At 74.3% G+C, this 24,844-nt stretch carries 26 protein-coding genes and 1 riboswitch; of the genes, 11 read left to right on the forward strand and 15 right to left on the reverse strand.

The window, feature by feature from the left end; translation table 11 throughout:
• From INN71_RS13995 to INN71_RS14030, 8 genes are all read left to right on the forward strand, one after another.
• On the forward strand, window positions 1-708 hold a 708-nt coding region (locus INN71_RS13995; protein ID WP_301800874.1), incomplete at its 5' end, for an SMC family ATPase.
• Window positions 709-717: 9 nt separating this feature from the next.
• Complete coding sequence (locus INN71_RS14000) at window positions 718-2,250, forward strand: TldD/PmbA family protein (RefSeq protein ID WP_277498242.1); 1,533 nt, start codon at window positions 718-720, stop codon at window positions 2,248-2,250.
• The gene (locus tag INN71_RS14005) at window positions 2,247-3,638 is read left to right on the forward strand and encodes a metallopeptidase TldD-related protein (protein ID WP_277498241.1); all 1,392 of its coding nucleotides are present in this window, start codon (window positions 2,247-2,249) and stop codon (window positions 3,636-3,638) included. The genes INN71_RS14000 and INN71_RS14005 overlap by 4 nt, the downstream gene beginning before the upstream one ends.
• 130 nt (window positions 3,639-3,768) lie before the next feature.
• The gene (locus INN71_RS14010; RefSeq protein WP_277498240.1) at window positions 3,769-4,086 is read left to right on the forward strand and encodes a hypothetical protein; all 318 of its coding nucleotides are present in this window, start codon (window positions 3,769-3,771) and stop codon (window positions 4,084-4,086) included.
• A 7-nt stretch (window positions 4,087-4,093) separates the two neighbouring features.
• A complete protein-coding gene (locus INN71_RS14015; protein WP_277498239.1) occupies window positions 4,094-4,504 on the forward strand; it encodes a phage holin family protein in 411 nt (136 codons plus the stop codon).
• A complete protein-coding gene (locus INN71_RS14020) occupies window positions 4,488-4,886 on the forward strand; it encodes a DUF3618 domain-containing protein (protein WP_277498238.1) in 399 nt (132 codons plus the stop codon). Before INN71_RS14015 ends, INN71_RS14020 begins: the two co-directional genes overlap by 17 nt.
• Window positions 4,887-4,896: 10 nt before the next feature.
• Window positions 4,897-6,042 (forward strand): YihY/virulence factor BrkB family protein, encoded by a 1,146-nt coding sequence (locus INN71_RS14025; protein WP_277498237.1) that lies wholly within the window; start codon window positions 4,897-4,899, stop codon window positions 6,040-6,042.
• Window positions 6,039-6,335, forward strand: coding sequence for a DUF4235 domain-containing protein (locus INN71_RS14030; protein ID WP_277498236.1), 297 nt, complete (start codon window positions 6,039-6,041; stop codon window positions 6,333-6,335). The genes INN71_RS14025 and INN71_RS14030 overlap by 4 nt, the downstream gene beginning before the upstream one ends.
• A 109-nt stretch (window positions 6,336-6,444) precedes the next feature.
• Here the strand turns inward: INN71_RS14030 and gcvP are convergent, their stop codons facing one another.
• The 12 genes from gcvP to INN71_RS14090 all read right to left on the reverse strand — a co-directional run bounded on the left by gcvP (window position 6,445) and on the right by INN71_RS14090 (window position 17,958).
• Window positions 6,445-9,354, reverse strand: coding sequence for an aminomethyl-transferring glycine dehydrogenase (gene gcvP / locus INN71_RS14035; protein WP_277498235.1), 2,910 nt, complete (start codon window positions 9,352-9,354; stop codon window positions 6,445-6,447).
• Window positions 9,355-9,430: 76 nt separating this feature from the next.
• Window positions 9,431-9,540: riboswitch (glycine riboswitch) on the reverse strand.
• Window positions 9,541-9,648: 108 nt separating this feature from the next.
• The gene (locus INN71_RS14040; protein WP_277498234.1) at window positions 9,649-10,263 is read right to left on the reverse strand and encodes a MerR family transcriptional regulator; all 615 of its coding nucleotides are present in this window, start codon (window positions 10,261-10,263) and stop codon (window positions 9,649-9,651) included.
• Window positions 10,264-10,442: 179 nt separating this feature from the next.
• Complete coding sequence (locus INN71_RS14045) at window positions 10,443-10,910, reverse strand: bifunctional nuclease family protein (protein WP_277498233.1); 468 nt, start codon at window positions 10,908-10,910, stop codon at window positions 10,443-10,445.
• Between the two features lie 53 nt (window positions 10,911-10,963).
• On the reverse strand, window positions 10,964-11,713 hold the full coding sequence (locus INN71_RS14050; RefSeq protein WP_277498232.1) for a MerR family transcriptional regulator: 750 nt from the start codon (window positions 11,711-11,713) through the stop codon (window positions 10,964-10,966).
• 2 nt (window positions 11,714-11,715) lie between these two features.
• Entirely contained in the window at window positions 11,716-12,216 is a 501-nt protein-coding gene (locus INN71_RS14055) for an FHA domain-containing protein (RefSeq protein WP_277498249.1), read from the reverse strand.
• 113 nt (window positions 12,217-12,329) lie between these two features.
• Window positions 12,330-12,716 carry a glycine cleavage system protein GcvH gene (gcvH, locus tag INN71_RS14060; RefSeq protein ID WP_277498231.1) on the reverse strand — a complete coding sequence of 129 codons (387 nt, stop codon included), beginning with the start codon at window positions 12,714-12,716 and terminating at the stop codon, window positions 12,330-12,332.
• A gap of 69 nt (window positions 12,717-12,785) precedes the next feature.
• The gene (locus tag INN71_RS14065) at window positions 12,786-13,562 is read right to left on the reverse strand and encodes a DUF881 domain-containing protein (protein WP_277498230.1); all 777 of its coding nucleotides are present in this window, start codon (window positions 13,560-13,562) and stop codon (window positions 12,786-12,788) included.
• On the reverse strand, window positions 13,555-13,887 hold the full coding sequence (locus tag INN71_RS14070; protein WP_277498229.1) for a small basic family protein: 333 nt from the start codon (window positions 13,885-13,887) through the stop codon (window positions 13,555-13,557). Before INN71_RS14070 ends, INN71_RS14065 begins: the two co-directional genes overlap by 8 nt.
• On the reverse strand, window positions 13,884-14,837 hold the full coding sequence (locus INN71_RS14075) for a DUF881 domain-containing protein (protein ID WP_277498226.1): 954 nt from the start codon (window positions 14,835-14,837) through the stop codon (window positions 13,884-13,886). Before INN71_RS14075 ends, INN71_RS14070 begins: the two co-directional genes overlap by 4 nt.
• Window positions 14,834-15,466 (reverse strand): CDP-alcohol phosphatidyltransferase family protein, encoded by a 633-nt coding sequence (locus INN71_RS14080; RefSeq protein WP_277498225.1) that lies wholly within the window; start codon window positions 15,464-15,466, stop codon window positions 14,834-14,836. Before INN71_RS14080 ends, INN71_RS14075 begins: the two co-directional genes overlap by 4 nt.
• Before the next feature lie 90 nt (window positions 15,467-15,556).
• Entirely contained in the window at window positions 15,557-16,603 is a 1,047-nt protein-coding gene (locus INN71_RS14085) for a hemolysin family protein (RefSeq protein WP_277498224.1), read from the reverse strand.
• Window positions 16,600-17,958, reverse strand: coding sequence for a hemolysin family protein (locus INN71_RS14090; RefSeq protein WP_277498223.1), 1,359 nt, complete (start codon window positions 17,956-17,958; stop codon window positions 16,600-16,602). Before INN71_RS14090 ends, INN71_RS14085 begins: the two co-directional genes overlap by 4 nt.
• 393 nt (window positions 17,959-18,351) lie before the next feature.
• Here INN71_RS14090 and INN71_RS14095 point away from each other — a divergent pair, with 393 nt between their 5' ends.
• On the forward strand, window positions 18,352-19,770 hold the full coding sequence (locus INN71_RS14095) for a DUF1800 domain-containing protein (protein ID WP_277498222.1): 1,419 nt from the start codon (window positions 18,352-18,354) through the stop codon (window positions 19,768-19,770).
• Between the two features lie 13 nt (window positions 19,771-19,783).
• On the forward strand, window positions 19,784-21,055 hold the full coding sequence (locus INN71_RS14100; protein ID WP_277498221.1) for a DUF1501 domain-containing protein: 1,272 nt from the start codon (window positions 19,784-19,786) through the stop codon (window positions 21,053-21,055).
• A gap of 31 nt (window positions 21,056-21,086) precedes the next feature.
• Here INN71_RS14100 and INN71_RS14105 read toward each other — a convergent pair whose 3' ends face one another.
• The 3 genes from INN71_RS14105 to cobT are packed head-to-tail and all read right to left on the reverse strand — an operon-like array spanning window position 21,087 to window position 24,201.
• Window positions 21,087-21,890 (reverse strand): RNA methyltransferase, encoded by an 804-nt coding sequence (locus tag INN71_RS14105; RefSeq protein WP_277498220.1) that lies wholly within the window; start codon window positions 21,888-21,890, stop codon window positions 21,087-21,089.
• Between the two features lie 2 nt (window positions 21,891-21,892).
• On the reverse strand, window positions 21,893-23,128 hold the full coding sequence (gene cobA / locus INN71_RS14110) for a uroporphyrinogen-III C-methyltransferase (RefSeq protein WP_277498219.1): 1,236 nt from the start codon (window positions 23,126-23,128) through the stop codon (window positions 21,893-21,895).
• Complete coding sequence (gene cobT, locus INN71_RS14115; RefSeq protein ID WP_277498218.1) at window positions 23,128-24,201, reverse strand: nicotinate-nucleotide--dimethylbenzimidazole phosphoribosyltransferase; 1,074 nt, start codon at window positions 24,199-24,201, stop codon at window positions 23,128-23,130. The genes cobA and cobT overlap by 1 nt, the downstream gene beginning before the upstream one ends.
• A gap of 74 nt (window positions 24,202-24,275) precedes the next feature.
• On the opposite strand from cobT, the gene INN71_RS14120 reads away from it, so the two are divergent.
• Window positions 24,276-24,797: a YbhB/YbcL family Raf kinase inhibitor-like protein gene (locus INN71_RS14120; protein ID WP_277498216.1), complete on the forward strand. Its 522-nt coding sequence runs from the start codon at window positions 24,276-24,278 to the stop codon at window positions 24,795-24,797.
• Window positions 24,798-24,844 lie beyond the last annotated feature (47 nt).

Here is a 24,844-nt window from a genome sequence, read left to right on the forward strand (position 1 = left end):
GTCGACGCCGCCCGCACGACCCACGGCGCCGCGGACGCCGCGGCGGCCGCCGCGCGCACCCGGGCGGAGGTGACCGCCGCCCGGGCGGAGCGCGTCGGGGCGCTCGCCGACGAGCTGCGGGCCGCGCTCGAGGCGTGGGAGCCGGTCCGGGCCGCCCACGAGGTCGCCGAGCGCGTCGCCACGCTGGCGTCGGGGCGCTCCGGTGACAACCGCCTGCGGCTCGCGCTGCCGGCGTACGTCGTCGCGTGGCGCCTGGGCCAGGTCGTCGCGGCGGCCAACGACCGGCTGGGGCGCATGTCGGGCCACCGTTACGCCCTCGAGCAGTCCGACGCACGGGGCGGCCTCGGCGTCGTCGTGCGCGACGACTGGTCCGGCGAGCGCCGCGACCCGGCCACGCTGTCGGGCGGCGAGACGTTCGTCGTCTCCCTCGCCCTGGCGCTCGGCCTGGCGGACGTCGTCACGCAGGAGTCGGCGAGCGACGGCGAGGGCAGCGACCTGGAGACGCTGTTCGTCGACGAGGGCTTCGGCTCGCTCGACCCCGACACCCTCGACGACGTGATGGACACGCTCGACGAGCTGCGCGAGGGCGGTCGCGTGGTGGGGGTGGTGAGCCACGTCGGCGAGCTGCGCACCCGCATCACGACCCAGCTGCGGGTGACGCCGGCGCGCTCCGGATCCACGGTGCGGCTGGTCCACGCGGACGGGTAGGTTCGCGCCATGAGCGTTCCCGACGTCGACCCCTCGTTCCTCGCGCTCCCGTTCCGCCGCCTCGCCGACGTGGCGCTGCGGCGGGCGACCGACCTCGGCGCCACCCACGCCGACTTCCGGTTCGAGCGGGTGCGCTACCAGGACCTCAACGTCCGCGACGGCTCCCTGCTGGGCACCCGCGACAGCTCCGACGTGGGCTTCGCCGTGCGGGTCGTGCACGGCGGTGCCTGGGGGTTCGCCTCGGGCGTCGTCCTCACCGACGACGAGGCGCGCCACGTCGCCGAGCGTGCGGTCGAGGTCGCCCGCGTGGCCGCCGCGATGACGCGCGTGCCCGTCGAGCTCGCTCCCGAGCCGACGTACGACGACGTCACCTGGGTGTCGTCGTACGCGGTGAACCCGCTCGACGTGCCCGTCGCCGAGAAGGTGGGCGTCCTCGTCGACCTGACGGAGCGGCTGCGCGCCCACGCCGCGGTCGAGCACGCGACGGCGACCCTGCAGCAGGTGGTGGAGAACAAGTTCTACGCCGACTCGTCCGGCACCCGCACCACCCAGCAGCGCGTCCGCCTGCAGCCCGGCCTCACCGCCATGGGCTCCGACGCGACGACCGGGGTGTTCGACTCCATGACCTCCATCGCGCCGCCGGTCGGCCGGGGCTGGGAGTACCTGGTGGCGCCGGTCGCCGAGGGCGGCTGGGACTGGGACGCGGAGGTCGCCGAGCTGCCCGAGCTCCTCGCCGAGAAGCTGCGCGCGCCGAGCGTCGAGGCCGGCACCTACGACCTCGTCATCCACCCGTCGAACCTGTGGCTGACCATCCACGAGTCGATCGGCCACGCCACCGAGCTCGACCGGGCGCTGGGCTACGAGGCCAACTACGCCGGCACCAGCTTCGCGACGTACGACGGCCTCGGCTCCCTGCGCTACGGCTCGCCCGTCATGAACGTGACCGGCGACCGCACCGTCGAGCACGGCCTCGCCACGATCGGGTACGACGACGAGGGCGTCGCGACCCAGCAGTGGGACATCGTGAAGGACGGCGTCCTGGTCGGCTACCAGCTCGACCGCGTGATGGGCCGCCAGCGCCCGGAGCTGAACGGCGGCCGGTCGAACGGCTGCGCGTACGCCGACTCCCCCGGCCACATCCCCATCCAGCGGATGGCCAACGTCTCGCTGCAGCCGGCCCCCGACGGGCCGAGCACCGAGGAGCTGATCGGCCGCGTCGAGCGGGGCCTCTACGTCGTCGGCGACAAGTCGTGGTCGATCGACATGCAGCGCTACAACTTCCAGTTCACCGGCCAGCGCTTCTACCGCATCGAGGACGGCCGCCTGGCCGGCCAGGTGCGCGACGTCGCCTACCAGGCCACCACGACCGACTTCTGGGGATCCATGGAGGCGGTCGGCGGCCCCGAGACCTACGTGCTCGGTGGCGCGTTCAACTGCGGGAAGGCCCAGCCGGGCCAGGTCGCCTCGGTCAGCCACGGCTGCCCGACGGCGCTGTTCCGCGGCGTACGGATCCTCAACACGAACGAGGAGGCAGGCAAGTGAGCGAGCAGACCCGGCCCCAGGAGCTGGTCGAGCGGGCCCTGGCCGCCACGCGCTCCGACGACGCGGTGGTGCTCGTGACCGCCCGGTCGTCGGCGAACCTGCGCTGGGCGAACAACACGCTGACGACCAACGGCGAGATGCGCGGCGTCGAGGTGACGGTGCTGGCGTTCGACCGGCGCGCCGAGGGCGTCGCGGTCGGCTCGGTCACGAGCGCGGCCGCCTCGGTGGAGCAGGTGCTGGCCCTCGTCGAGCAGGCGGACGCCGCCGCCGCGGCCGCCGGGGTGGCCGACGACGCGTCCGACCTCGTCACCGGCGGGGCCGCCGCCGACTGGGACGAGCCGCCCGGCACCACCTCGATCGGCGTGTACGACGCCGTGGCCCCCGCCCTCGGCGAGGCGTTCGGCACGGCCGGCGGCGCCGACCGGGTGCTCTACGGCTTCGTCGACCACGAGGTCGCGACGACCTACCTGGGCTCGACCACCGGCCTGCGGCTGCGCCACGTGCAGCCCACCGGGCACTGGGGATGCACGGCCAAGCCGTCCGACCTCTCCCAGAGCGCCTGGGCCGGCGGCGCGACCCGCGACTTCCGCGACGTCGACCCGGTCGCCTTCGAGGCCGACCTCGCGCGACGCCTGGCGTGGGGCCGGCGCCGCGTGGACCTCCCCGCGGGCCGCTACGACACCGTGCTCCCGCCGACCTCGGTGGCGGACCTCCTCATCTACACGCTGTGGGTCAGCTCGGGCCTCGACGCCCACGACGGCCAGTCGGTGTGGAGCCGTCGCGGCGGCGGCACCCGCGTCGGTGAGCAGGTGGCGCCGGCGTCGGTGCGGATGCACTCCGACCCGGGCTACCCCGGGCTCGAGAGCGCGCCGTTCGTCCACACCTCCACCTCGGACGAGTCGACGTCGGTCTTCGACAACGGCCTGCCCGTCGGGCCCACCGACTGGATCCGGGACGGGCGGCTGACCAGCCTCCTGCAGAGCCGCCACTCGGCCCGGGTGACGGGGCTGCCGGTCACCCCGGCGCCGGACAACCTGGTGCTCGACGTCGCCGGTGGCGCCGGCAGCACCGAGGACCTCGTGGCCGGCACCGAGCGCGGGCTGCTCGTGACCTCGCTGTGGTACATCCGCGTCGTCGACCCGCAGAGCCTCCTGCTGACCGGGCTCACCCGCGACGGCGTCTACCTCGTCGAGGGCGGCGAGATCACGGGCGTCGTCAACAACTTCCGGTTCAACGAGAGCCCGGTCGACGTGCTCGGCCGGTTCACCCACGCGGGCGCCACCGTGCCCAGCTTCAGCCGGGAGTGGGGCGACTACTTCTCCCGCACGGCGACGCCGGCCCTGCGACTGCCCGACTTCAACATGTCGAGCGTGTCCCAGGCGCAGTAGCAGCGCCGGGGCGGCGCGCGTCACCGTTGTCCCGCGGACCAGCGGGTACCGGCGGTGACCGCGCGAGAGGGAGTGCGTGCGGTGCGGGGCGCCACCGCGCCCCGGGACACATCGACACAGGAGGCGTTCAATGCGCAAGCTGACGTTGCTGCTCGGGATCGGAATCGGCTACGTGCTGGGGGCGCGCGCCGGCCAGCAGCGCTACGAGGAGATCAAGGCGCAGGCCTCGCGGGCGTGGAACAGCCCCGCCGTGCAGGAGAAGGCCGCCCAGGCGCAGGAGAAGGTCAAGGAGACCGCCCCCAAGGTCGGCGAGAAGGCGAGCGAGGTGGCGTCCACCGTCGCCGCCAAGGTGAAGAAGGACGACGAGGGCACCGGCACGAACGCGGACCCGTCGGGCACCCCCATCGCGGACGGCCTGGCGCAGCCGGGCTCGTCGGCCGGCGTCTGAGGTCGTCGTGAGCAGCGTCCGAGGAGACGAGTCCACCGGCGAGCTGATCTCGCGCCTGTCGACGCAGACCTCCGAGCTCGTCCGCGGGGAGATCAAGCTCGCCCAGGCCGAGATCGCGCGCAAGGTCCGGTACGCCGGCTTCGGCGCCGCCGGTTTCGGCGCGGCCGCCCTGATCGGCTTCTTCGGCCTGGGCACCCTCATCGCCACCATCATCATCGCGCTGGACCTCGTCGTGCCCCTGTGGCTGGCCGGGCTCATCGTGACCCTCGCCCTCCTGCTCCTCGCCGGTGTCCTCGCGCTCGTCGGCAAGAAGCAGGTGGCCCACGCCACGCCGGCGGTGCCCGAGCGCACCGTCGAGAACGTGAAGGAAGACGTCCGCACCGTCAAGGAGGCCCGTCAGCATGACCACACCACCTGAGTCCGGCGCGCACCGGGCCGACGGGCCCACCGACGGCGAGCCGAGCATCGAGGAGCTGCAGCACGAGGTCGAGCAGGTCCGGGCCGAGCTCGGCGAGACCGTCGAGGCCCTCACGGCCAAGCTGGACGTCAAGGGCCGGGCCCACGACAAGGTCGAGGAGGTCAAGGGCAACGTCGGTGACGGCGTCGCCCAGGCCAAGGACCAGGTCGTCGGGGCCGCCGGCCACGCCAAGGAGCAGGCCACGGCGGCCGTCGACCAGGCCCGCGAGGCCCTGACCGACGAGCGGGGCCGCCCGACCTCCGTCGCGCTGGGAGGCGCGGGCGGCCTGGTGGCGGTGGCCGTCCTGGTCACCGTCGTCGTCCTGTGGCGTCGTCGACGGTGAGGGGGCTCCGGTGCTAGGACGAGGGAAGAAGAAGACGCACGACCACGCGGCCGCCCACGCGACGCCGCGGCCCGGCGAGTCGACGGAGGAGCAGCGGAGCCGCACGGCGCCCGACCCCGACGACCCCCGCAAGCCGGACTCGATGGGCGACCTCGAGAAGGCGTCGTGGCGCTACGTCGCACGACGCACGATGCGCGAGTTCAGCAAGGACCAGTGCACGGACCTCGCGGCCGCGCTCACCTACTACGCGGTGCTCGCGCTGTTCCCGGGGCTCGTCGCCCTGCTCTCGCTGGTCGGCCTGTTCGGCCAGGGGCAGGCGACCGTCGACACGCTCCTGCAGATCCTGCGGGACGTCGGCGCCGGCTCGGCCGCGGACACCCTCGAGCCGACGCTGCAGCAGCTCTCCGCCTCCCAGGGCGCCGGCCTCGCGTTCGTCATCGGACTCGCCGCCGCCCTGTGGTCGGCCTCGGGCTACGTCAACTCGTTCGGGCGCGCCATGAACCGGATCTACGAGATCCGCGAGGGCCGGCCGATCTGGAAGCTCCGCCCCGTGATGCTCCTGCTGACCGCCGTGTCGGTGGTGCTGGTGGCGCTCGTGGCGCTCGGGCTGGTCATCTCCGGCCCGGCGGCGACCGCCGTCGGTGACGCGATCGGCGTGGGCTCGGCCGCGGTCACGGTGTGGAACATCGTGAAGTGGCCGGTCATCCTGCTCGCCGTGGTCGTCGTCGTGGCGCTGCTCTACTACGTGACGCCGAACGTGCAGCAGCCCAAGTTCCGCTGGATCAGCGTCGGTGCCATCGTCGCGATCCTCACCTGGGTCGTCGCCTCGGCGGCGTTCGGGTTCTACGTCGCGAACTTCGGCAGCTACAACAAGACGTACGGCTCGCTCGCCGGCGTCGCGGTCTTCCTGCTCTGGCTGTGGATCACGAACCTCGCGCTGCTGTTCGGCGCCGAGCTCGACGCCGAGCTCGAGCGGGGCCGGGAGCTCCAGGCCGGCATCGCCGCGGAGGAGACCATCCAGCTGCCGCCGCGCGACACGCGCACGACGGAGAAGGCCGACGAGAAGCACGCGGACGACGTCGAGGAGGGCCGTCGCCTGCGGGCCGACGGCGGACGTGAGGACGCCACCGCACAGCGGGGAGGAGATCGACGATGAAGCGAGAGGAACCGGGCAGCCGCTCGGCGAAGCTGCTCTACCGCCCCATCGGGCTCGTGAGCAGCCTGCTCGCCGGCGTCATCGCGGGTGAGATCTTCCAGCAGGTCTGGAAGAAGGCCGTGCCCACGGCGTCCGACGACGCTCCCCGGCCCCTGGAGTCGGAGTACCCGTTGCGCGAGATCATCCTCGCCGCGGCGGTGCAGGGGGCGATCTTCTCGGTCGTCAAGGCGCTCATCAACCGCGGCGGTGCGCGGGTCTACCAGCGCGCCACCGGCGACTGGCCCGGCGACTGAGCGGTACCCCCCGCACGACCGACCCCCGCACGGCCGACCCCTGCACGACGACGGAGCCCCGGGCCACCACGGCCCGGGGCTCCGTCGTACCCACGAGGGGTCGGGACGCTCAGTCGCGGTCCTCCGCGAACGCCTCGAGCGGCGGGCACGCGCAGACGAGGTTGCGGTCGCCGTACGCCTGGTCGATCCGGCCCACGGGCGGCCAGTACTTGTCCGGGTCGTGGCCGGCCGGGAAGACGCCGAGCTCGCGCGGGTACGCGCGGTCCCACTCCCCCGTCAGCGCCCGGGCCGTGTGCGGCGCGTGGCGCAGCGGCGACTCCTCCGCGCTCCACTCCCCCGCCGCCACGCGCTCGATCTCCGCCCGGATGGCGATCATGGCGTCGCAGAACCGGTCGATCTCCGCGAGGTCCTCCGACTCGGTCGGCTCGACCATGAGGGTGCCGGCCACCGGGAACGACATCGTCGGGGCGTGGAACCCGTGGTCGACGAGCCGCTTGGCCACGTCGTCGACGGTGACGCCCGTCGCCTTGGTGAGCGGGCGCAGGTCGAGGATGCACTCGTGGGCCACCAGCCCGTTCTCGCCGCGGTACAGCACCGGGAAGTGCTCCTCGAGGCGGGCCGCGACGTAGTTGGCGGCGAGCACCGCGACCGCGGTGGCGTGCGCGAGGCCCTCGGCGCCCATCAGTCGAACGTACGCCCAGGAGATCGGCAGGATCCCCGCCGAGCCGTACGGCGCGGCACTGATCGCGCCCACACCGGCCCGCTTCTCCTCCTCGCCGTGCAGCGGGTGGGAGGGCAGGTACGGCGCGAGGTGCGCCTTCACCGCCACCGGGCCGACGCCCGGGCCGCCACCGCCGTGCGGGATGCAGAACGTCTTGTGGAGGTTGAGGTGCGACACGTCGCCGCCGAAGGCGCCCGGACGGGCGTGGCCGACGAGCGCGTTGAGGTTCGCGCCGTCGACGTAGACCTGCCCGCCGTGGGCGTGCACGACCTCGCACAGCTCGGTGATCGTGTCCTCGTAGACCCCGTGCGTGGAGGGGTAGGTGACCATGATCGCCGCGAGGTCGTCGGCGTGCTCCGCGCAGGCCGCCCGCAGGTCGTCGAGGTCGACGCCCCCGTCCTCGGCCGAGCGCACGACCACCACCCGCATGCCCGCCATGACGGCCGACGCGGCGTTGGTGCCGTGCGCCGAGGAGGGGATGAGGCACACGTCGCGGCCCACGTCGCCGCGGTCGTGGTGGTAGGCCCGGATCGCCAGCAGCCCCGCCAGCTCGCCCTGCGAGCCGGCGTTGGGCTGCACCGACACGCGGTCGTAGCCGGTGACCTCCGCGAGCCAGCCCTCGAGGTCCGCGACGAGGCGGCGGTAGCCCTCGGCGTCGCCGGCCGGCACGAACGGGTGGAGGTCGGCGAAGCCCGGGAGGCTGATCGGCTCCATCTCCGTCGTGGCGTTGAGCTTCATCGTGCAGGAGCCGAGCGGGATCATGCCGCGGTCCAGCGCGTAGTCCCGCGCCGAGAGCCGGCGCAGGTAGCGCAGCATCTGCGTCTCGCTGCGGTGGCTGGAGAACACCTCGTGGGTCAGGTACGGCGTCGCGCGTCGCAGCGCGTCCGGCACCGCGTCGGCGGTGGTGCGGTCGAGCTCGTCGACGTCGACGCCCCTCAGGTCCGGCAGCGCCACCGCGAGGGCGGCGAGCACACCGTCGAGGGTGGCGCGGGTCGTGCGCTCGGACGTCGACATCCCGACGTGGTCGGCGTCGACGAGGCGCAGGTGCAGGCCCCGCTCGCGCGCCGCGGCGACGACCGCGGCGGCCTGGCCCGGCACCCGCACGGTCACGGTGTCGAAGAGGGCCTCGTGGACGGTCGTGCCGCCGGCGGCGCGCACCGCGGCGGCCAGCACGGCGGCGTACCGGTGGGTGCGGTGACCGATCGTGCGCAGGCCGTCGGGGCCGTGGTGCACGGCGTACATGCCGGCCGCGACGGCCAGCAGCACCTGCGCCGTGCAGATGTTGGAGGTCGCCTTGTCGCGACGGATGTGCTGCTCGCGGGTCTGCAGCGCCAGCCGGTACGCCGGGCGGCCCTCGGCGTCGACCGAGACGCCGACGAGGCGGCCGGGCAGGTTGCGCTCCAGCCCGGAGCGCACGGCGATGTACGCCGCGTGCGGCCCGCCGTGGAAGAGCGGGACGCCGAAGCGCTGGGTGGAGCCGATCGCCACGTCGGCCCCCAGCGCGCCCGGCGACTCCAGCAACGTGAGCGCGAGCAGGTCGGCGGCGGCGACGACGAGGGCCCCGACCGCGTGGGCGGCCTCGACGACGGGACGGGGGTCGAGCACCCGCCCGGAGGCGCCGGGGTACTGCACCAGCACCCCGCACGACCCGGTCTCCGCGACCGACGCGGGCAGGCCGTCGGTCAGGTCGGCGACGACCACCTCGATCCCCATGGCCTCGGCACGGGTGCGCACGACGTCGATCGTCTGCGGGAGGGCGTCGGCGTCGACGACGAACGGCCCGCTCGAGCGGCGCTGCGCCCGCCGGACCAGCGTCATCGCCTCCGCGGCGGCGGTGGCCTCGTCGAGGAGGGACGCGTTCGCCGTCGGCAGCCCCGTGAGGTCGCCGACCATGGTCTGGAAGTTGAGGAGCGCCTCGAGCCGCCCCTGGGAGATCTCCGGCTGGTACGGCGTGTACGCCGTGTACCAGCTCGGGTCCTCCAGCACGTTGCGGCGGATGACGGGCGGGGTCGTCGTGGGGTGGTAGCCCAGCCCGATGAGGGACTCCCCCGGCTCGTTGGCCGCGGCCAGCGCGCGGAGCTCGGCGGCGACGGTGGCCTCCGAGGCGGCGGGGGGCAGGGCCAGCGTCACGTCGCGGTCCCGGATGCCCGCCGGCACCGCGGCGTCCATCAGGGCGTCGAGCGAGTCGTGGCCGAGCCGCTCGAGCATGGCGCGGACGGCGTCGGCGTCGGGGCCGACGTGACGCTCGACGAAGGGGTGGGCCGCGTCGAGCTCGGCCAGGGTGGGCTGATCGGTCATGAGGCGCTCCGTCACCAGGGGTCGGTCGGTCCGCCTCCCCCTCTGTCACCGACGTCGCCGTCCGCTCCAGAGTCGCCTCGTCCGCTCGGTCCGTGCGCCTGAGAGGTTCCGGGGAGGAATTGCCCCTTCGGCGCTCCGTCGACGTCCGCTCGCGCGGGCGCACGGAGGCTCTCCCGTGCGGATTCGTCAGCGCTCGCCACGCTACCACCGCAGACGCGACGAGGGCCCGGCACCACGAGGGTGCCGGGCCCCCGACGGAGGTGGTCCGGTGGAGCTCAGCCGGTGGAGCGGGGTTCAGCCGATGCGACGGGCGCGCCGCGCGGCGAGCTCGTCGACGACCGACGCGCCGGCCTCGGCCGCGTCGTCCGCGGTGCGCTCGCTCGGCAGCTCGGCCAGCGAGCCCTCGATCTCGCGCCACACGCCGCCGATCGCGATGCCGAACACGCCCTGGCCGCCTTGGAGCAGGTCGATGACCTCGTCGTTGGTCGTGCACTCGTAGACCGAGGCACCGTCGCTCATGAGCGTGACGCGCGTCAGGTCGTCGGTGCCGCGCTCGCGCAGGTGGGAGATGGCGGTGCGGATCTGCGGCAGGGAGATGCCCGCGTCCAGCAGCCGCTTGATGATCTTGAGGATGAGGATGTCGCGGAAGGAGTAGAGCCGCTGCGAGCCCGACCCCTTGGCGCCGCGGATCGACGGCTCGACGAGGCCCGTGCGGGCCCAGTAGTCGAGCTGGCGGTAGGTGATGCCGGCGGCGTTGCACGCGGTCGGCCCGCGGTACCCCAGGTCGCTGGGCAGCGGCGACACGTCGTCGGTGAAGAGCAGCCCCTGCTCGTCGGCGAGCTCGGTCGCCTCGGCGACCGCCTGCTCGTCAGCCCCGCTGCGCGCGGGCTGCTCGTCGTTCCTGCTCACTGCGACCTCCGTCGGTTCCTTCGCGTCACGCAACTCCGGAGGGAAGTGGTCGTGCGGAGCACAACGGTGGAGTTACAACGAAGAGGGTCCCAACGTAGGCCCGGCACCCGGTCGGGTCAACGCGCGACACGCCGGTCGCAACCCTCCATCTCAGGTCGAGGGTCACACTTCGGCGACGGTCAGAGCGACTCGAAGTCGTCGGGCGTGACGTGGTCGAGGAACTCGCGGAACTTCTCCACCTCGTCCTCCTGCTCGGCCGGCACGGCCAGCCCGGCCTCGTCGAGCACGTCGTCGGCGCAGACGATGCGGGAGCCGGTGCGCAGGGCCAGCGCGATGGAGTCCGACGGCCGCGCGCTCACCTCGACGCCGGAGGCGAGCACGAGCTGGGCGTAGAAAACGCCGTCGCGGACCTCCACGATCCGCACCTCCTCGAGGCCGTTGCCCGTCGCCTCCAGCACGTCCTTCAGCAGGTCGTGCGTGAGGGGTCGCGGCGGCACCACCCCCTGCTGGGCGAACGCGATCGCCGTCGCCTCCACCGCCCCGATCCAGATGGGCAGGTAGCGCTCCCCCGAGCTCTCGCGCAGCAGCACGATCGGGTGGTTGGAGGGCATCTCCACACGGACTCCGACGACATCTACCTCGCGCACGTCCACCACCCTACTCCCGGGACCGAGCCGGGCCGGACCGCGCGGAGCGGGCCTCAGCGCCCGGGCAGCGAGCCCTTGACGAGGGTGGCGTGCAGGCGCACGGTCAGCGCGGCGATCCGGGCGGCGACATCGGCGGCGCGCGCCTCCGCGGCGGCGTCGCGGCTGCGGCGTACCGGGGCCACGACCTGCTCGACGAGGCCGACCTCGCGGTCGGCGGCGGCGCGAAAGGCGCGCAGGTGGCGCGGCTCGATGCCGAAGGCCTCGAGCTCGCGGGCGGTGTCGGCGACGACGAGGTCCTCGGCGTCGTAGTGACCCGTGCCCGACGGCCGCACGAGGCCGTAGTCCTCGAGCGTGGCGAGGAACGGCTCCTCGATGCCCGCGACCGTGAGCAGCTCGCGGCGGGTCAGGCGCACCTGGCCGCGGCGCCGGAACTCCTCGGGCCCGGGCAGCCCGTCGGCCGCCAGCGCCACCTTGGGCACCGTGGGCACGACGCCCTCGATGGGGGGCGGCTCGAGGCCGCGGTCGATGGCGTCGAGGTGCTCGCCGATCACCTTCAGCGGCAGGTAGTGGTCGCGCTGCATGACGAGCACGTAGCGCAGCCGGTCGACGTCACCGGGGGCGAACTTGCGGTAGCCCGACGGCGTGCGCTCGGGCTTGATGAGCCCCTTGTCCTCGAGGAACCGGATCTTGGGGATGGTGATGCCCGGGAACTCCGGTCGCAGGACGTCCAGCACCTGACCGATGTTCATCCGGTCGGCGTGGGCGCCCCCCTGCCGGTGCGGGTCGACGCCGGGGGCGGCCATGCTCAGACCGGCGCGCCCGAGAAGAACACCAGCCGGTACTTGCCGATCTGGACCTCGTCGCCGTCCTTGAGCGTGACCTCGTCGATGCGGTCGCGGTTCACGTACGTGCCGTTGAGGCTGCCGACGTCGGAGACGGTGAACCGTCCCCCGGTACGGCGGAAGTCCGCGTGGCGGCGCGACACCGTCACGTCGTCGAGGAAGATCTCGCTCTCCGGGTGGCGCCCGGCGGTCACGAGGTCGGTGTCGAGGAGGAAGCGGCTGCCCGCGCCCGGGCCGCGCTGCACCACGAGGAGCGCGTGGCCCGGCGGGAGTGCATCCACCGCGGCGGCGTCGACGGGGTTCAGCGCCCGGTCCGAGCTCTCGGTGGTGGAGGACGCACCGAACGTGATGGTGGCCGTCGACTCCGACGCGGCGGGGGCGGACGTCACCAGCTTGGTGCCGCACTGGGAGCAGAACCGGGCCTCGTCCGGGTTCTGGCTACCGCAGGCTGTGCAGAACGGCATGGTGATGGCCTCCTGGGGGGTCACGGAAACCCTCAACGGCGGGCTGAGGGTGACGAGGTCCGAACCTACCAGTCACGGGGCTCGGATCAACCGGGGACGGACGGTGGTCTGGTTCAGGCGGGGAGATCGGACTGGTACGTCGCGGCGTCGAGCAACGCGTCCACCGCGCCCGCCTCGGCGGGCACGACCTCGAAGAGCCAGCCGTCGCCGTACGGGTCGGAGTTGACGACCTCGGGGGTGGCGTCGAGGGCCTCGTTGACGGCCACCACCTCGCCCGTCAGCGGGGCGTAGATCTCGCTGACCGACTTGTGGGACTCGAGCTCGCCGCAGGGCTCCCCGGCACGCACCGACTCCCCCACCTCCGGGAGCGTCACGTAGACGATCCCGCCGAGCTCGTCCTGCGCGTAGTGGGTGACGCCGACGCGCACGGCGCCCGCGGTCTCGCCGGGCTGGCGGACCCACTCGTGCTCGGCGGTGTACTTCAGGTCCTCGGGGTACACGGGGCGCTCCTCGGGGTGCGGGGCGAGCTGGGGGCTGCGTGCGACGCGGGCAGCACGACGACCCTAGCGTCACCCGGCGGGGTCGGCGAAGGACGGCGTGTCGAGCTCGACGACGCTCGTCACCTCGACCGACTCCAGCTCCTCGGCCTCGACCTCGACGGCCTCCTCACCGAAGCGCTCCGTGGGCCCCCCGGGGAACGACATGGCACCGGCGAGGGTGTCGGGCGCGCCGATCACGTCGATGACGTACGGCGAGCTCAGCCGCACGCCGTCCACGGCGAGCCCGTCGCCGCCGGAGTCCACGAAGGTGTCGACCACCACGCGCACCTCGTCGTTGACCTCGATCGCCTCCGCACCGGCGGTGCGCAGCTCCTGGAGCATGTCGACGACGTCGGCCGGCTCGATGCGGCCGTCGTCGTCGGTGAGCGTCACGCGCAGTCCCGGGCCCTCGACCGGCACCGTGCCGGCCAGCACGGCGAGGGTGCGCGCCTCGCGCTGGGCCTGCTCGAGGGCGGTCGTGCGACCGGTCGTCGTCGAGCGCAGGTCGTCGCGGGTCTGCTCGAGGCGGGCGATCTCGGCCTCCGCCCGCTGGGTGGTGCCCGCGATGCCGCTCAGCAGGTCGATCAGGTCCTGCTCCCGGTAGCCCGAGTAGGTGTCGTCGGAGTCGATGGTGCGCACCTGGACGATGCCGGCGAACCCGACCACGGCGAGCAGCACGGCCACGACCAGCTGGCCGCGCGAGGGCCGCAGGAGCGCGTCGCGCAGGCGGGTGCGTCCCGTCGTACCGCCCCCGCTGCCGGGTGCTGCCCCCGGCTCGGGCACCTGGTCGGGCCGGGGCTCAGGCATGGAACACGTGGCGCCGGATGGCCGCCATGTTGGAGAAGATCCGGATGCCGAGCACCACGATCACGCCGGTCGACAGCTGGCCGCCCACGCCGAGCCGGTCGCCGAGGTAGACGATCACCGCGGCGATGACGACGTTGCTGACGAACGAGATGACGAACACCTTGTCGTCGAAGATGCCGTCGAGGTAGGCGCGCAGTCCGCCGAAGACCGCGTCCAGGGCGGCGACGACGGCGATGGGCAGGTAGGGCTGGAGGCCCAGCGGCACGTCGGGCTCGAGCACGAGCCCGAGCACGATGCCGATGAGCAGCCCGAGGGCGGCGATCACGGTCGGTCTCCCGTCGTCGACGGCTGGGTGGACTGCTGGGTGGACTGCTGGGGGGCGGTGGGCTGGTCGGGCGCGGCCGCCGTCATCTCCTCCGCGTGGCGCAGCACCGGGGCCGGGCCCGCGGGCAGGCGCAGCTCCCCCACGTTGTCGAGCTGGACGACGAGGCCGACGGAGGTGGCGATGACGTCGAACTCGCGGCCGGGGCGGGTGTCGGCCAGGTCGGCCTGCAGCGTGCGGGGGTCGCCGATCGCGTCGACGACGTACGGCGCGGTGAGGGGCCGGCTGTTGACGTTGACGGCGCTGCCGGAGTTGCGGATGGACGACAGCGGGGTGAGCCGCTGGCCGTTGATGGCGACGGCCTCGGCGCCGGCCTCCCACAGGCCGGCGACGAGGCGGGCCAGGTCCTCGTCCTGCACGCGGCCGGAGCCGTCGCCGGACGGGTCCTCGGGCGCGTCGTCGACGACCGCGCGCACCCCGGGGCCGACCACCTCGCCGTACCCCGTCACGAGGCGCAGCGCCTCGACGCGGCCGGTCGCCGCCCGCTCGCGGGCCTCCAGGCCCTCGAGCGCGACGGTGGCGGCGCCGTTGGCGTCCCGCAGCTCCGCGATCCGGTCCTGCAGCGCGGCGAGGCGCTCGCGGCCCTCGGTGGCCCGGCCCTCGAGGGTGGTGCGGCTCGTCTCGTCGGTGGCCGCGTCGCGCGAGCTCTGCACGGCCGCCGTCGCCGCCAGGAGGCCGAACACGCCGACCACCACGACGGTGGCCCGTCCCAGGCGGCGGCCCGCCGGAGCCGGCGTCCCCGTCCCACCGGCCCCACCGTCCCCACCGGCTGCGCGCGCCTGTGCCGCCGCGCGGGCCTTCTGCTCCGCCACGTGGGCGTAGTCCTCCTCCAGCGACTGACGGGTGACGAGCTCCAGCAGCGGGAGGGTGGCGCGGTCCGACGGCGTGGTCATCGGGGCCCCGGGGCCCCGTCGCCGGCGCGGCCGCGATCGCGGTGGGCGAGCGGCTCGGTCGTGGCGAGCAGCCGCCGCACCTGCCAGGCGTACAGCAGGCCCGCCCACCAGTAGAGCCCGATGCCCCACAGGGCGAAGGCCCAGCCGAAGACGAGGGCGAGCGTGGCCACGACGCCGGTGCCGTCACCCAGGAGGAGCAGCGGGAAGGCGTAGAGCAGGTTGAACGTGGCGGCCTTGCCCAGGAAGTGGACGGGCAGCGCGCTGTAGCCGCGGGTGCGCAGGAACGGCACGAGGCACCACAGGAGGGCGTCGCGCAGCGGCAGGATCACCACCACCCACCACGGGATCACCTCCCGCAGCCCGAGCCCGACGATCACCGCGAGGATGTAGAGCCGGTCCGCGACCGGGTCGAGCACCTCCCCCAGGGGGGAGCGCTGGTCGAGGCGACGGGCGAGGTAGCCGTCGAGGAAGTCGGTGACCCCGGACACCATGAGCACGAGCAGCGCCAGGCCGTCGGCCTCGGGCCCCAGCACGAGCCAGAGGAACAGGGGGACGCCGAGGAGGCGGAGGCCGGAGAGGACGTTGGGGATCGTCCACACGTTCGCCGTCCGGCTCGACTCATCGGACACGGGTCACTTACCTGCACTCACTCCGGTCGCGCCACGCCCCGCCGGGGGCCTTGCCGGGGTCACCCTAGTCGTCGGGGGACCCCGACGGGCTCAGGCCCCGTCCTCCGCGTGGGCGGCGTCGCGGATCTCGCCGACCAGCTCCTCGATCACGTCCTCGAGCGTCGCGAGGCCCAGCAGCTCGCCGTCGTCGCCGATGACCCGGGCCATGTGCGCGCCCCGCCGCTGGAGCACTTCGAGCGCGTCGTGGAGCAGGTCGCTGTGGCGGACCGCCGCGAACGGACGGATCCACTTGGCGTCGATGACGCGCAGGCGGCGGGTCTCGTCGGTCTCCAGCACGTCCTTGATGTGGAGGTAGCCGAGGAGCTCGTCGCCGTCCGCCACCGGGAACCGGCTGAAGCCGGTCGAGGCGCACAGGTCCTCGACGTCCGCCACCGTCGACCCGCGGGGCACGGTCGCCAGCGTGGCGAGCGGCATGATCACCGCGTCGACCTTCTTCTCGGTGAAGCCGAGCGCCCCGGAGAGGCGGTCGTACTCCCCCGCCGCGATGAGGCCCTCGCCGTGCGACTCCTCCACGAGGGCCGCCACCTCCTCGCGCGTGAAGGCCGACGACACCTCGTCCTTCGGCTCCACGCGCAGCAGGCGCAGCGTCGTGTTGGCCACCGCGTTCAGCGCGATGATCAGCGGCCGCAGCACCGTCACGACCACCATGAGCGGCGGACCGAGGACGACGGCGGCGCGCTCCGGGTCGGCCAGCGCGATGTTCTTGGGGATCATCTCGCCGAGCACGACGTGCAGGTAGACCACCAGCGTCAGCGCGATCACGAACGAGATCGGGTGGGTCAGGCCGTGGGGCACGCCCACCGCCTCGAAGAGCGGTTCGAGCAGGTGCGCCACGGCGGGCTCGCCGACGGCGCCGAGCCCGACGGAGCAGATCGTGATGCCAAGCTGGGCGCCGGCCATCATCACCGACACCTGCTCCATCGCCCGCAGGGTGATGCGCGCCCAGCGCGAGCCCGCACGGGCCAGCGGCTCGATCTGGCTGCGGCGGGCCGCGACGAGCGCGAACTCGGCGCCCACGAAGAAGAAGTTCAGGCCGAGCAGCACGACGGCGAGCCCGATCGCGACGTAGTCGTTCACGCGTCCTCCCCCTCGGGCACCCGGTCGAGCAGCAGCAGCGACACCCGGTCGACCCGTAGGCCGTCCATGTGGTCGACGGTGAGCACGGCGAGCTGCTGGCGCTCCTCGCCGTCCGGGTCGTCGCGCACCGGCACGGGCACCTCGACCACGTCGCCGGCGACGGGGATGCGGCCCAGCTCCCGCACGACGAGCCCGCCGACGGTGTCGTAGTCCTCGTGCTCCGGCAAGGCGATCCCGGAGGCGTCCTCCACCTCGTCGGGGCGCAGGAGGCCGGAGAGGGTCCAGGTGCCGTCGCGGCGCAGGCGCACGCGGGAGCCGAGCCGGTCGTGCTCGTCCGCGATGTCGCCGACGATCTCCTCGACGACGTCCTCCAGCGTCACGACGCCGGCCTGCCCGCCGTACTCGTCGAGGACGACGGCGAGCTGGAAGCCGTCGTCGCGCAGGAGCGTGAGGAGCGGGTCGAGGCGCAGCGTGTCGGGCACGAGCGTCGGCGGGGCCATGATCGAGCGCACCCGGGTCGTCGGGCGCTCGTGGACCGGCAGGGCGACGGCGTTCTTCACGTGCACGGTGCCCACGACGTTCTCGTCGGCGTCCAGCACCGGGAAGCGGGAGTGGCCCGTGGAGCGGGCGAGCTCGATGACGGTGATGGCCCGGTCGGTCTGCTCGACGCTGTCGGTCCGCACGCGGGGGGTCATGATCTCGCCGGCGGTGCGCTCGCCGAAGGACACCGAGCGCTCCATCAGCTCCGCGGTGTCCGCGTCGAGGGTGCCCTGGTCGGCGGAGCGGGCGATGAGGGAGGCCAGCTCGCGCGAGCTGCGGGCGGAGCGCAGCTCCTCCTGGGGCTCGAGGCCGAGCCGTCGGACCGCGCTGTTGGCGGACCCGTTGAGCAGGCGGATCGGGCCGGCCATGACGGCCGTGAAGACGCGCATGAAGACCTGGGTGGCCCGGGCGGTGCGCAGCGGGAGCGCGATCGCGAGGTTCTTCGGGACCAGCTCGCCGAAGACCATCGTCAGCGCCGTGCTGACGACGAGCGCGACGCCGACGGCGACCGGGGTGACGGAGCCGGCGGGCAGCCCCGCGGCCGTCAGCGGGTCGCGCAGCAGCGAGGCGAGCGCGGGCTCGGCGAGGAAGCCGACGGCGAGGTTGGTGACGGTGATGCCGACCTGGGCGCCGGAGAGCTGGGTCGAGAGGTGGCGCAACGCCTTCTGCACGCCCTCGGCGCCGGGCTCACCGTTCTCCGCGGCGCGGTCGACCTGACCGCGGTCGACGGTGACGAACGAGAACTCGGCGGCGACGAACACGCCACAGGCGGCGATCAGCAGGAACGAGACCGCGAGGAGGATCCACTCGGTCATCGGTGCCCCCCGGGGACCACGGTCGGGTCGGGGGGCTCAGGACTTCGGGGGCGCTCCATCGGGACGGACGAACCAGCTCTCTGCACGACGCACGGACGCCTCATCGTAGGAGGTGCGGCCACGGGCGACCACGTCCGGAGCGTCACGGCCACGTACGACGGGTGCGTGCCCGCCGCGGAAGTCGTCCGGCGGTTTCCCTCAGGTCGGGGCGGGGCGCACCGATCGGGGCCGGAGCAGGGCGGCAGGGCGCCGCCCGTCCTCGTCTCGGGAGGCCCCGTGAGCCGCTCCGTCGCACCGCCGGCCGGACGCACCAGCGCGCGCGCCAGCGCAGGCAGCGTCGCGCCCGCGGCAGCCTCGTCGTACACACCGCAGCGGTACCCCGGGGCGGCCCCGTTGGACCCTGCCTCGCTGCACTTCGCCCGCCGGCTGACCTACGGCTACACGCCCGCCCTGGCCGCGGAGATGGCGGCCGCCGGCGGCCGGCGCGCCTGGTTCGAGCGCCAGCTGCGCCCCTCGTCGATCCCCGACGCGGCGGCCGACGGCCTGCGCGCCTGGTGGCCCTCGCTGAACCGCACGCCGAGCGACCTGTGGGAGCGCCAGGTCGCGGAGATCGAGCACGGCTGGGTCGTGATGGCCGACTACGCGCGCTGGCTGATGATGCGGCGCCTCACGTCCCAGCGGCAGGTGCACGAGCTGATGGCCGAGCTGTGGGAGGGCCACTTCCACGTGCCGGTCAACGGGGACTCGCACTTCGTGCACCGCACGTCGTACGGCGACGCGCTGCGTGCCCGCGCCCTGGGCACCTTCACCGACCTGCTCATCACGGCCACCACGCACCCCGCCATGGGGCTCTTCCTCGACAACGCCATCTCGACGAAGACCCGCCCGAACGAGAACCTCGGCCGGGAGCTGCTCGAGCTGCACACGGTGGGCCGCGGCAACTACACCGAGGCCGACGTCAAGGACTCCGCCCGCATCCTCACCGGCTACCGCGTCGACGTGTGGAAGACGTGGGCCGCCAGCTACCGGCCGACGGACCACGCGACGGGCCCCGTCCGCGTCATGGGCTTCTCCCACCCGAACGCCGACCCCGACGGCCGGGCCGTGACGCGGGCCTACCTGACCTACCTCGCCCGCCACCCCGCGACCGCGCGGCGCGTGTGCCGGCGCATCGCGACCAAGCTGGTGCAGGACTCCCCGCCCGCGGCCCTCGTCGACCACCTCGCGTCGGTCTACCTCGCCAGCGGCACCAGCATCACCGCGGTGCTGCGGGCCCTCGTGGCCCGCCCGGAGTTCCTCGCGTCGGCGGGGCGCAAGGTGCGCGACCCGGGCGAGGACGTCGTGGGCACCTACCGCGCGCTCGGCGCCACCCTCGCGCGACCGACGGCCGACGGCTCGGCGGTGAACCAGCTGCTGTGGCAGGCGACCGCGCTCGGCTCCAGCCCGTTCAGCTGGCCGCGGCCCGACGGTCCCCCGATCGACAACGCGTCGTGGAGCTCCGGCTCGCGCGCGCTGGCCTCGTTCTCCTTCCACTGGAGCGCGGCCGGCCGGTGGTGGCCCAAGACCGACATCGCCTACGCGGCCCCCACCGACTGGCTCCCCCAGGCATCGCTCACGTTCGCGCAGCTCGTCGACCACCTCTGCGGCCGGATGCTCGGCGCGCCCTCGACGCCGGCGCTGCTGCAGGCGTGCTGCGAGGCGACGGGCTACCAGCCCTCGACGGTCGTCACGGCGACGCACGCCCTGGTCAAGTGGGAGTTCAACCGGCTCCTGGCCATCCTGCTCGACTCCCCCCACCACCTCACGCGCTGAGCGGAGCACCCCCGTGAACCAGCCCCGTCCCGCCACCGCCCCCGCCTGCTGCGACGAGTTCGCCGGCGTCTCGCGGCGCACCCTGCTGCGCGGCGCCCTGCTCGCCGGCGCCGCCGCCACCTTCGGCGGTGCGGTGGTCAACGTCTCCGCCGGGTACGCCGCGGCGGGCACCACGCCCAGCGACAAGGTCCTCGTCGTGCTCTCCCTGCGCGGGGCCGCCGACGGGCTGTCGCTCGTCGTGCCCCACGCCGACCCGGTCTACTACCGCGCCCGGCCGCGCATCGCCGTCCCCGCCGAGCGGCTGCTGGCCAAGGACGCCATGTTCGGCCTGCACCCGGGCTTCGCGCCCCTGCTGCCGATGTGGACCGCCGGCAAGCTCGCCGCCGTGCACGCCACCGGCCTGCCGGCCCCCAACCGCTCGCACTTCGCCGCGATGGAGGAGGTGGAGGACGCCACGGCCGGCAGCACGACGCGCGAGGGCTGGCTCAACCGCCTGCTCGGCCAGGACGCCTCGACCCACCCGCTCGACGGCGTCGCCGTGGGCGACGGCATGGTGCCCACGTCGCTGTACGGCGCCGAGGCGGTCTCCGCGATGCGGGACCCCGCGTCCCTCCAGCTCGCCGGCGCCGACCAGTGGGACACCTTCGGCGGGCGGCGCCGCTCCATCCAGTCGCTGTGGGGCGCGGACTCCTCGGCCCTCGGCACCGGCGTGCGCTCCGCGCTCGCGGCCGTCGACGACTTCGCCCCCGTCAGGGCGCTGCCCACGACCCCCGCCAACGGTGCGACGTACCCGAACACCGACCTCGGCAAGGCCCTGCGCCACGTCGCCCAGGTGGTCCGCGGCGACGTCGGCACGAAGGTCGTCACGGTCGACCAGGGCGACTGGGACATGCACACCGACCTCGGCACGCTGAGCTGGGGCGGCATGCAGCGCAACGTCGCCGACCTCGCGGGCGCGATGGCGGCCTTCTTCACCGACCTCGGGGCGCTGGGCGACAAGGTCACGCTGGTGACGCTCAGCGAGTTCGGCCGCCGGGTGCGCGAGAACGACAACTACGGCCTCGACCACGGCTACGGCAACGTCATGCTGCTGGCCGGCGCGGGTGTGCGCGGCGGGCGCTACCTCGGCTCGTGGCCCGGGCTCACCGACACCGCGGACGCCGACCTGCTGGTGACCACCGACTACCGCAGCGTGCTCGCCGAGGTCGTCTCGCGCCGCTTCGGGGCCAGCACCGCCCAGGTCTTCCCGGGCTTCACGCCGACCCGCGTGGGGGTCATGCTCTGAGGTCGGCGCTGAGGCCGGCGCTGAGGTCGGCTCAGCGGCGCGCGGCGACGTAGCAGGCCACCGCGCTCGCGGCGGCCACGTTGAGCGAGTCGATGCCGTGGTGCATCGGGATGACGGCGCGCCGGTCCGCCGTGGCCTGCCAGCGCTCCGACAGCCCGTGGCCCTCGGAGCCGAGCACGAGCGCGAGCCGGTCGACACCGCGCACCGCCTCCTCCACGTCGACGGCGTCGTCGGCCAGGGTGAGCGCCACGGTGGTGAAGCCGTACGACGACAGCAGCGGCAGCGCGTCGTACCAGTCGTCGAGGCGCGTCCAGGGCAGGGAGAAGACGGCCCCCATCGCGACCTTGATCGCCCGGCGGTAGAGCGGGTCGGCGCAGCGCGGGGCGAGCACGACCGCGTCGAAGCCGAGCGCGGCGCCGCTGCGGAAGATCGCGCCGACGTTGGTGTGGTCGACGACCTCCTCCAGCACGAGCACCGAGCGTGCGCCGGCGAGCACGTCGGCCAGCGGCGGCAGCGGCTGCCGCTCGAGCGACGCCAGCGCGCCCCGGTGGACGTGGAATCCGGTGACCTCCTCGGCGAGCTGCTCGGAGACCACGTAGCAGGGCGCGTCGGTCGTGGCCAGCACGTCGGCGAGCCCGTCGAGCCAGCGGGGCGCCATGAGGAACGAGCGCGGCACGTGGCCGGCCTCGACGGAGCGGCGCACCACCTTCTCCCCCTCGGCGAGGAAGAGGCCGTGGGTGGCCTCGACGTGCTTGCGCAGGCTGACGTCGCGCAGGTCGCGGTAGTCGGCCAGGCGTGGGTCGTCCGCCGCGTCGACCTCGACGAGGGTCGCCATGCTCAGCCCTCGCCGTACCGCTCGGGGTGCGCGACCGCGACCACCTCGCCGACCACGATGATGGCCGGCGGGCGCACGCCCTGGGTGGCGATGTCGTCGGCGAGGGTGCCCAGCGTGCTCAGCACGGTGCGCTCCTCCGGCATCGTGCCCTCGGCCACGACGGCGACCGGGGTGCCGGCGTCGCGGCCGCCGGCCACCAGGGCCTCGGCGATGGCGCCCGCGTTGGCGACCGCCATGAGCAGCACCAGGGTGCCGCGGAGCCGGGCCAGGGCGTCCCAGGCGACGAGGGAGTCGGGGTGGCCCGGCGGGATGTGGCCGGAGATGACCGTGAACTCGTGGGCGACCCCGCGGTGGGTCACGGGGATGCCGGCGACGCCGGGCACCGAGATGGAGGAGGACAGCCCGGGGATGACCGTGACGGGCACGCCCGCGGCGCGGCAGGCCTGGATCTCCTCGTAGCCGCGGCCGAAGACGAAGTTGTCGCCGCCCTTGAACCGCACGACCCGCTTGCCGGCCCGGGCGCGGTCGACGAGCACCGCGTTGATGGCATCCTGGCTCGCGGCCCGGCCGCGGGGCAGCTTGGCGACGTCGACGAGCTCGACGTGGGGGGCCAGCTCGTCGAGCAGCTCGCGCGGGGCGAGCCGGTCGGCGACGACGACGTCCGCGGACGCCAGCGCCTGGCGGGCGGCGACGGTGACGAGGGTCGGGTCGCCGGGTCCGCCACCGACGAGCACCACGCCGGGCGTGGTGTCGGCCGTGCCGGCGACGGCGAGGCGCCCGTCGACGAGGGCGGCGACGACCTCGTCGCGCAGCGCCGAGGAACGGCGGGGGTCGCGGTTGGCGAGGACCGCGACCGTGACGCCGCCGTGGCGGCCCACCGCGGGCGTCCAGGCGGAGGCCTCGCGGGCGTCGTCGGCGCGCACGCAGAAGATGCGGCGCTCCTCGGCCGCCTCGATCACCGCGTGATTGACCTCCGGGTCGTCGGTGGTGGCGATGGCGTACCAGGCGCCGTCGAGGTCGGACGGGGTGAACCGGCCCTCGCGCCACGTGAGCTCGGCCAGCATCCCCTCGAGGGCGGGGGTGAGCACCGGCGAGACGACGTGCACGCGGGCACCGGCGGCGATGAGCGCCGGCACGCGGCGCTGGGCGACGTGCCCGCCGCCCACCACGAGCACGCGGCGGCCGGTGAGGCGCAGCCCGACCGGGTACGGCGGGTGCTCGTCGGCCCGGGTGCCCATCACGCCTCCTTGCGGGCCACGCCCGCGGAGTCGAAGGTCGCCATCTCGGCGAGCACGAGCGCCGCGCTGCGCACGAGCGGGAGCGCCAGGGCGGCGCCGCTGCCCTCGCCGAGGCGCAGGTCGAGGTCGACGAGCGGACGCAGGCCGAGGTGGGCCAGGGCCGCGGTGTGGCCCTGCTCGGCGGAGCGGTGCCCGGCGACGAGGTAGGCGGTGACCTCGGGCGCCAGCGCCTGCGCGACGAGCGCGGCCGAGCCGGCGATGTAGCCGTCGAGCACGACGGGTACGCCGGCCGCGGCGCCGCCGAGCAGGTAGCCCGCCAGCGCCGCGTGCTCCAGGCCGCCGACCTCCGCGAGCGTCGTGAGCGGGTCGGCGGCGGGGCCGGCGCCGCTCGCGGCGAGCCGCGCCAGCGCGTCGGCGACCACCTGGGTCTTGAGGGCCAGGGTGGCGTCGTCGACACCCGTGCCGCGCCCGGTGGCGACCGCCGGGTCGACCCCCGCGAGCGCCGCGACGAGGCAGGCGGAGGGTGTCGTGTTGCCGATGCCCATGTCACCAGTCAGCAGCACGTCGTGGCCCCGCCCGACCAGCTCGGTGGCGACCGTGATCCCCACCTCGAGCGCGGCGCGGGCCTCGTCGGGGCGCATCGCGGCGCCGGTGCGCAGGTCGGCGGTCCCCCGCCGTACGTTCCGGTCCCAGACCACCGCGTCGGCCGCGACCGGCGAGGCCACCCCGACGTCGACGACCACGACCTCGGCGCCGCAGGAGCGGGCCAGCACGTTGACCGCGGCCCCACCGGCGCGGAAGTTCTCCACCATGCCCAGCGTCACCTCGGCCGGCCACGGTGAGACGCCCTGGGCCAGGACGCCGTGGTCCCCCGCGAAGACGGCGACCACCGGGCGCGCCGGGGCCGGCGGCGGGCAGGTGCGCGCGATGCCGGCCAGCTGCACCGACAGGTCCTCCAGGACACCGAGGGCGCCCGCCGGCTTGGTCAGCTGGGCCTGGCGCTCCGCGGCGTCGCGACGGGCCCCGGCGTCCGGCGGGACGATGCGGGCGAGGGTCTCCTCCAGAAGTGGCACGGCGGGCATTCTCCCCGACGACCGCCGCGGCGGACGTCGTGGTCCACCCTGGGAACGCTGGCTAGGTTCGTGACATGAGTCTCGAACGCCCCGTCAGCCCCGACCCGTACACCCTCCTGCCCGCCGCGGCGTCGTTCACGGTGACCAGCACGGACGTCACCGACGGCCAGCCGCTGAAGGACGACCAGGTCGCCGCGCTCGGCAACACCTCGCCGCAGCTGTCCTGGAGCGGCGCGCCGGAGGGCACGAAGTCCTACGTCGTCACCTGCTTCGACCCCGATGCGCCCACCCCCAGCGGGTTCTGGCACTGGGTGCTCGTCGACCTGCCGGCGTCCGTCACCTCGCTGGACACCGGCGCGGCCGCCGGCGAGCTGCCGGGCTCCTCGTTCCACGTGCGCAACGACGGCGGCACCCAGGGCTTCATGGGCGCCGCCCCGCCCCAGGGCGACCAGGTGCACCGCTACTACTTCGTCGTGCACGCCGTCGGAGAGGAGTCGCTCGGCGTCGACGCCGACGCCTCCCCCGCCGTCGTGTCCTTCCACCTGGCGTTCAAGACCCTCGGCCGCGCGATCCTCCACGGCACCTACCGCCACTGAGCGGGCTGGGCTTCGTGGCGGGTTCCCCGGTGCACCGGGGAACCCGC

Origin of the sequence: Nocardioides sp. ChNu-153 (assembly GCF_030466625.1) — a bacterium.
Lineage (GTDB): Bacteria > Actinomycetota > Actinomycetes > Propionibacteriales > Nocardioidaceae > Nocardioides.

What these genes read in the sequence shown, in the direction of transcription:
- INN71_RS14000 (WP_277498242.1), top strand. Translation starts at nt 718, where the DNA reads ATGAGCGTTCCCGACGTCGACCCCTCGTTCCTCGCGCTCCCGTTCCGC.
- INN71_RS14010 (WP_277498240.1), top strand. Translation starts at nt 3,769, where the DNA reads ATGCGCAAGCTGACGTTGCTGCTCGGGATCGGAATCGGCTACGTGCTG.
- INN71_RS14020 (WP_277498238.1), top strand. Translation starts at nt 4,488, where the DNA reads ATGACCACACCACCTGAGTCCGGCGCGCACCGGGCCGACGGGCCCACC.
- INN71_RS14030 (WP_277498236.1), top strand. Translation starts at nt 6,039, where the DNA reads ATGAAGCGAGAGGAACCGGGCAGCCGCTCGGCGAAGCTGCTCTACCGC.
- gcvP (WP_277498235.1), bottom strand. Translation starts at nt 9,354, where the DNA reads ATGACCGATCAGCCCACCCTGGCCGAGCTCGACGCGGCCCACCCCTTC.
- INN71_RS14050 (WP_277498232.1), bottom strand. Translation starts at nt 11,713, where the DNA reads ATGGCCGCCCCCGGCGTCGACCCGCACCGGCAGGGGGGCGCCCACGCC.
- INN71_RS14055 (WP_277498249.1), bottom strand. Translation starts at nt 12,216, where the DNA reads ATGCCGTTCTGCACAGCCTGCGGTAGCCAGAACCCGGACGAGGCCCGG.
- INN71_RS14065 (WP_277498230.1), bottom strand. Translation starts at nt 13,562, where the DNA reads ATGCCTGAGCCCCGGCCCGACCAGGTGCCCGAGCCGGGGGCAGCACCC.
- INN71_RS14075 (WP_277498226.1), bottom strand. Translation starts at nt 14,837, where the DNA reads ATGACCACGCCGTCGGACCGCGCCACCCTCCCGCTGCTGGAGCTCGTC.
- INN71_RS14090 (WP_277498223.1), bottom strand. Translation starts at nt 17,958, where the DNA reads ATGACCGAGTGGATCCTCCTCGCGGTCTCGTTCCTGCTGATCGCCGCC.
- INN71_RS14105 (WP_277498220.1), bottom strand. Translation starts at nt 21,890, where the DNA reads ATGGCGACCCTCGTCGAGGTCGACGCGGCGGACGACCCACGCCTGGCC.
- cobA (WP_277498219.1), bottom strand. Translation starts at nt 23,128, where the DNA reads ATGGGCACCCGGGCCGACGAGCACCCGCCGTACCCGGTCGGGCTGCGC.
- INN71_RS14120 (WP_277498216.1), top strand. Translation starts at nt 24,276, where the DNA reads ATGAGTCTCGAACGCCCCGTCAGCCCCGACCCGTACACCCTCCTGCCC.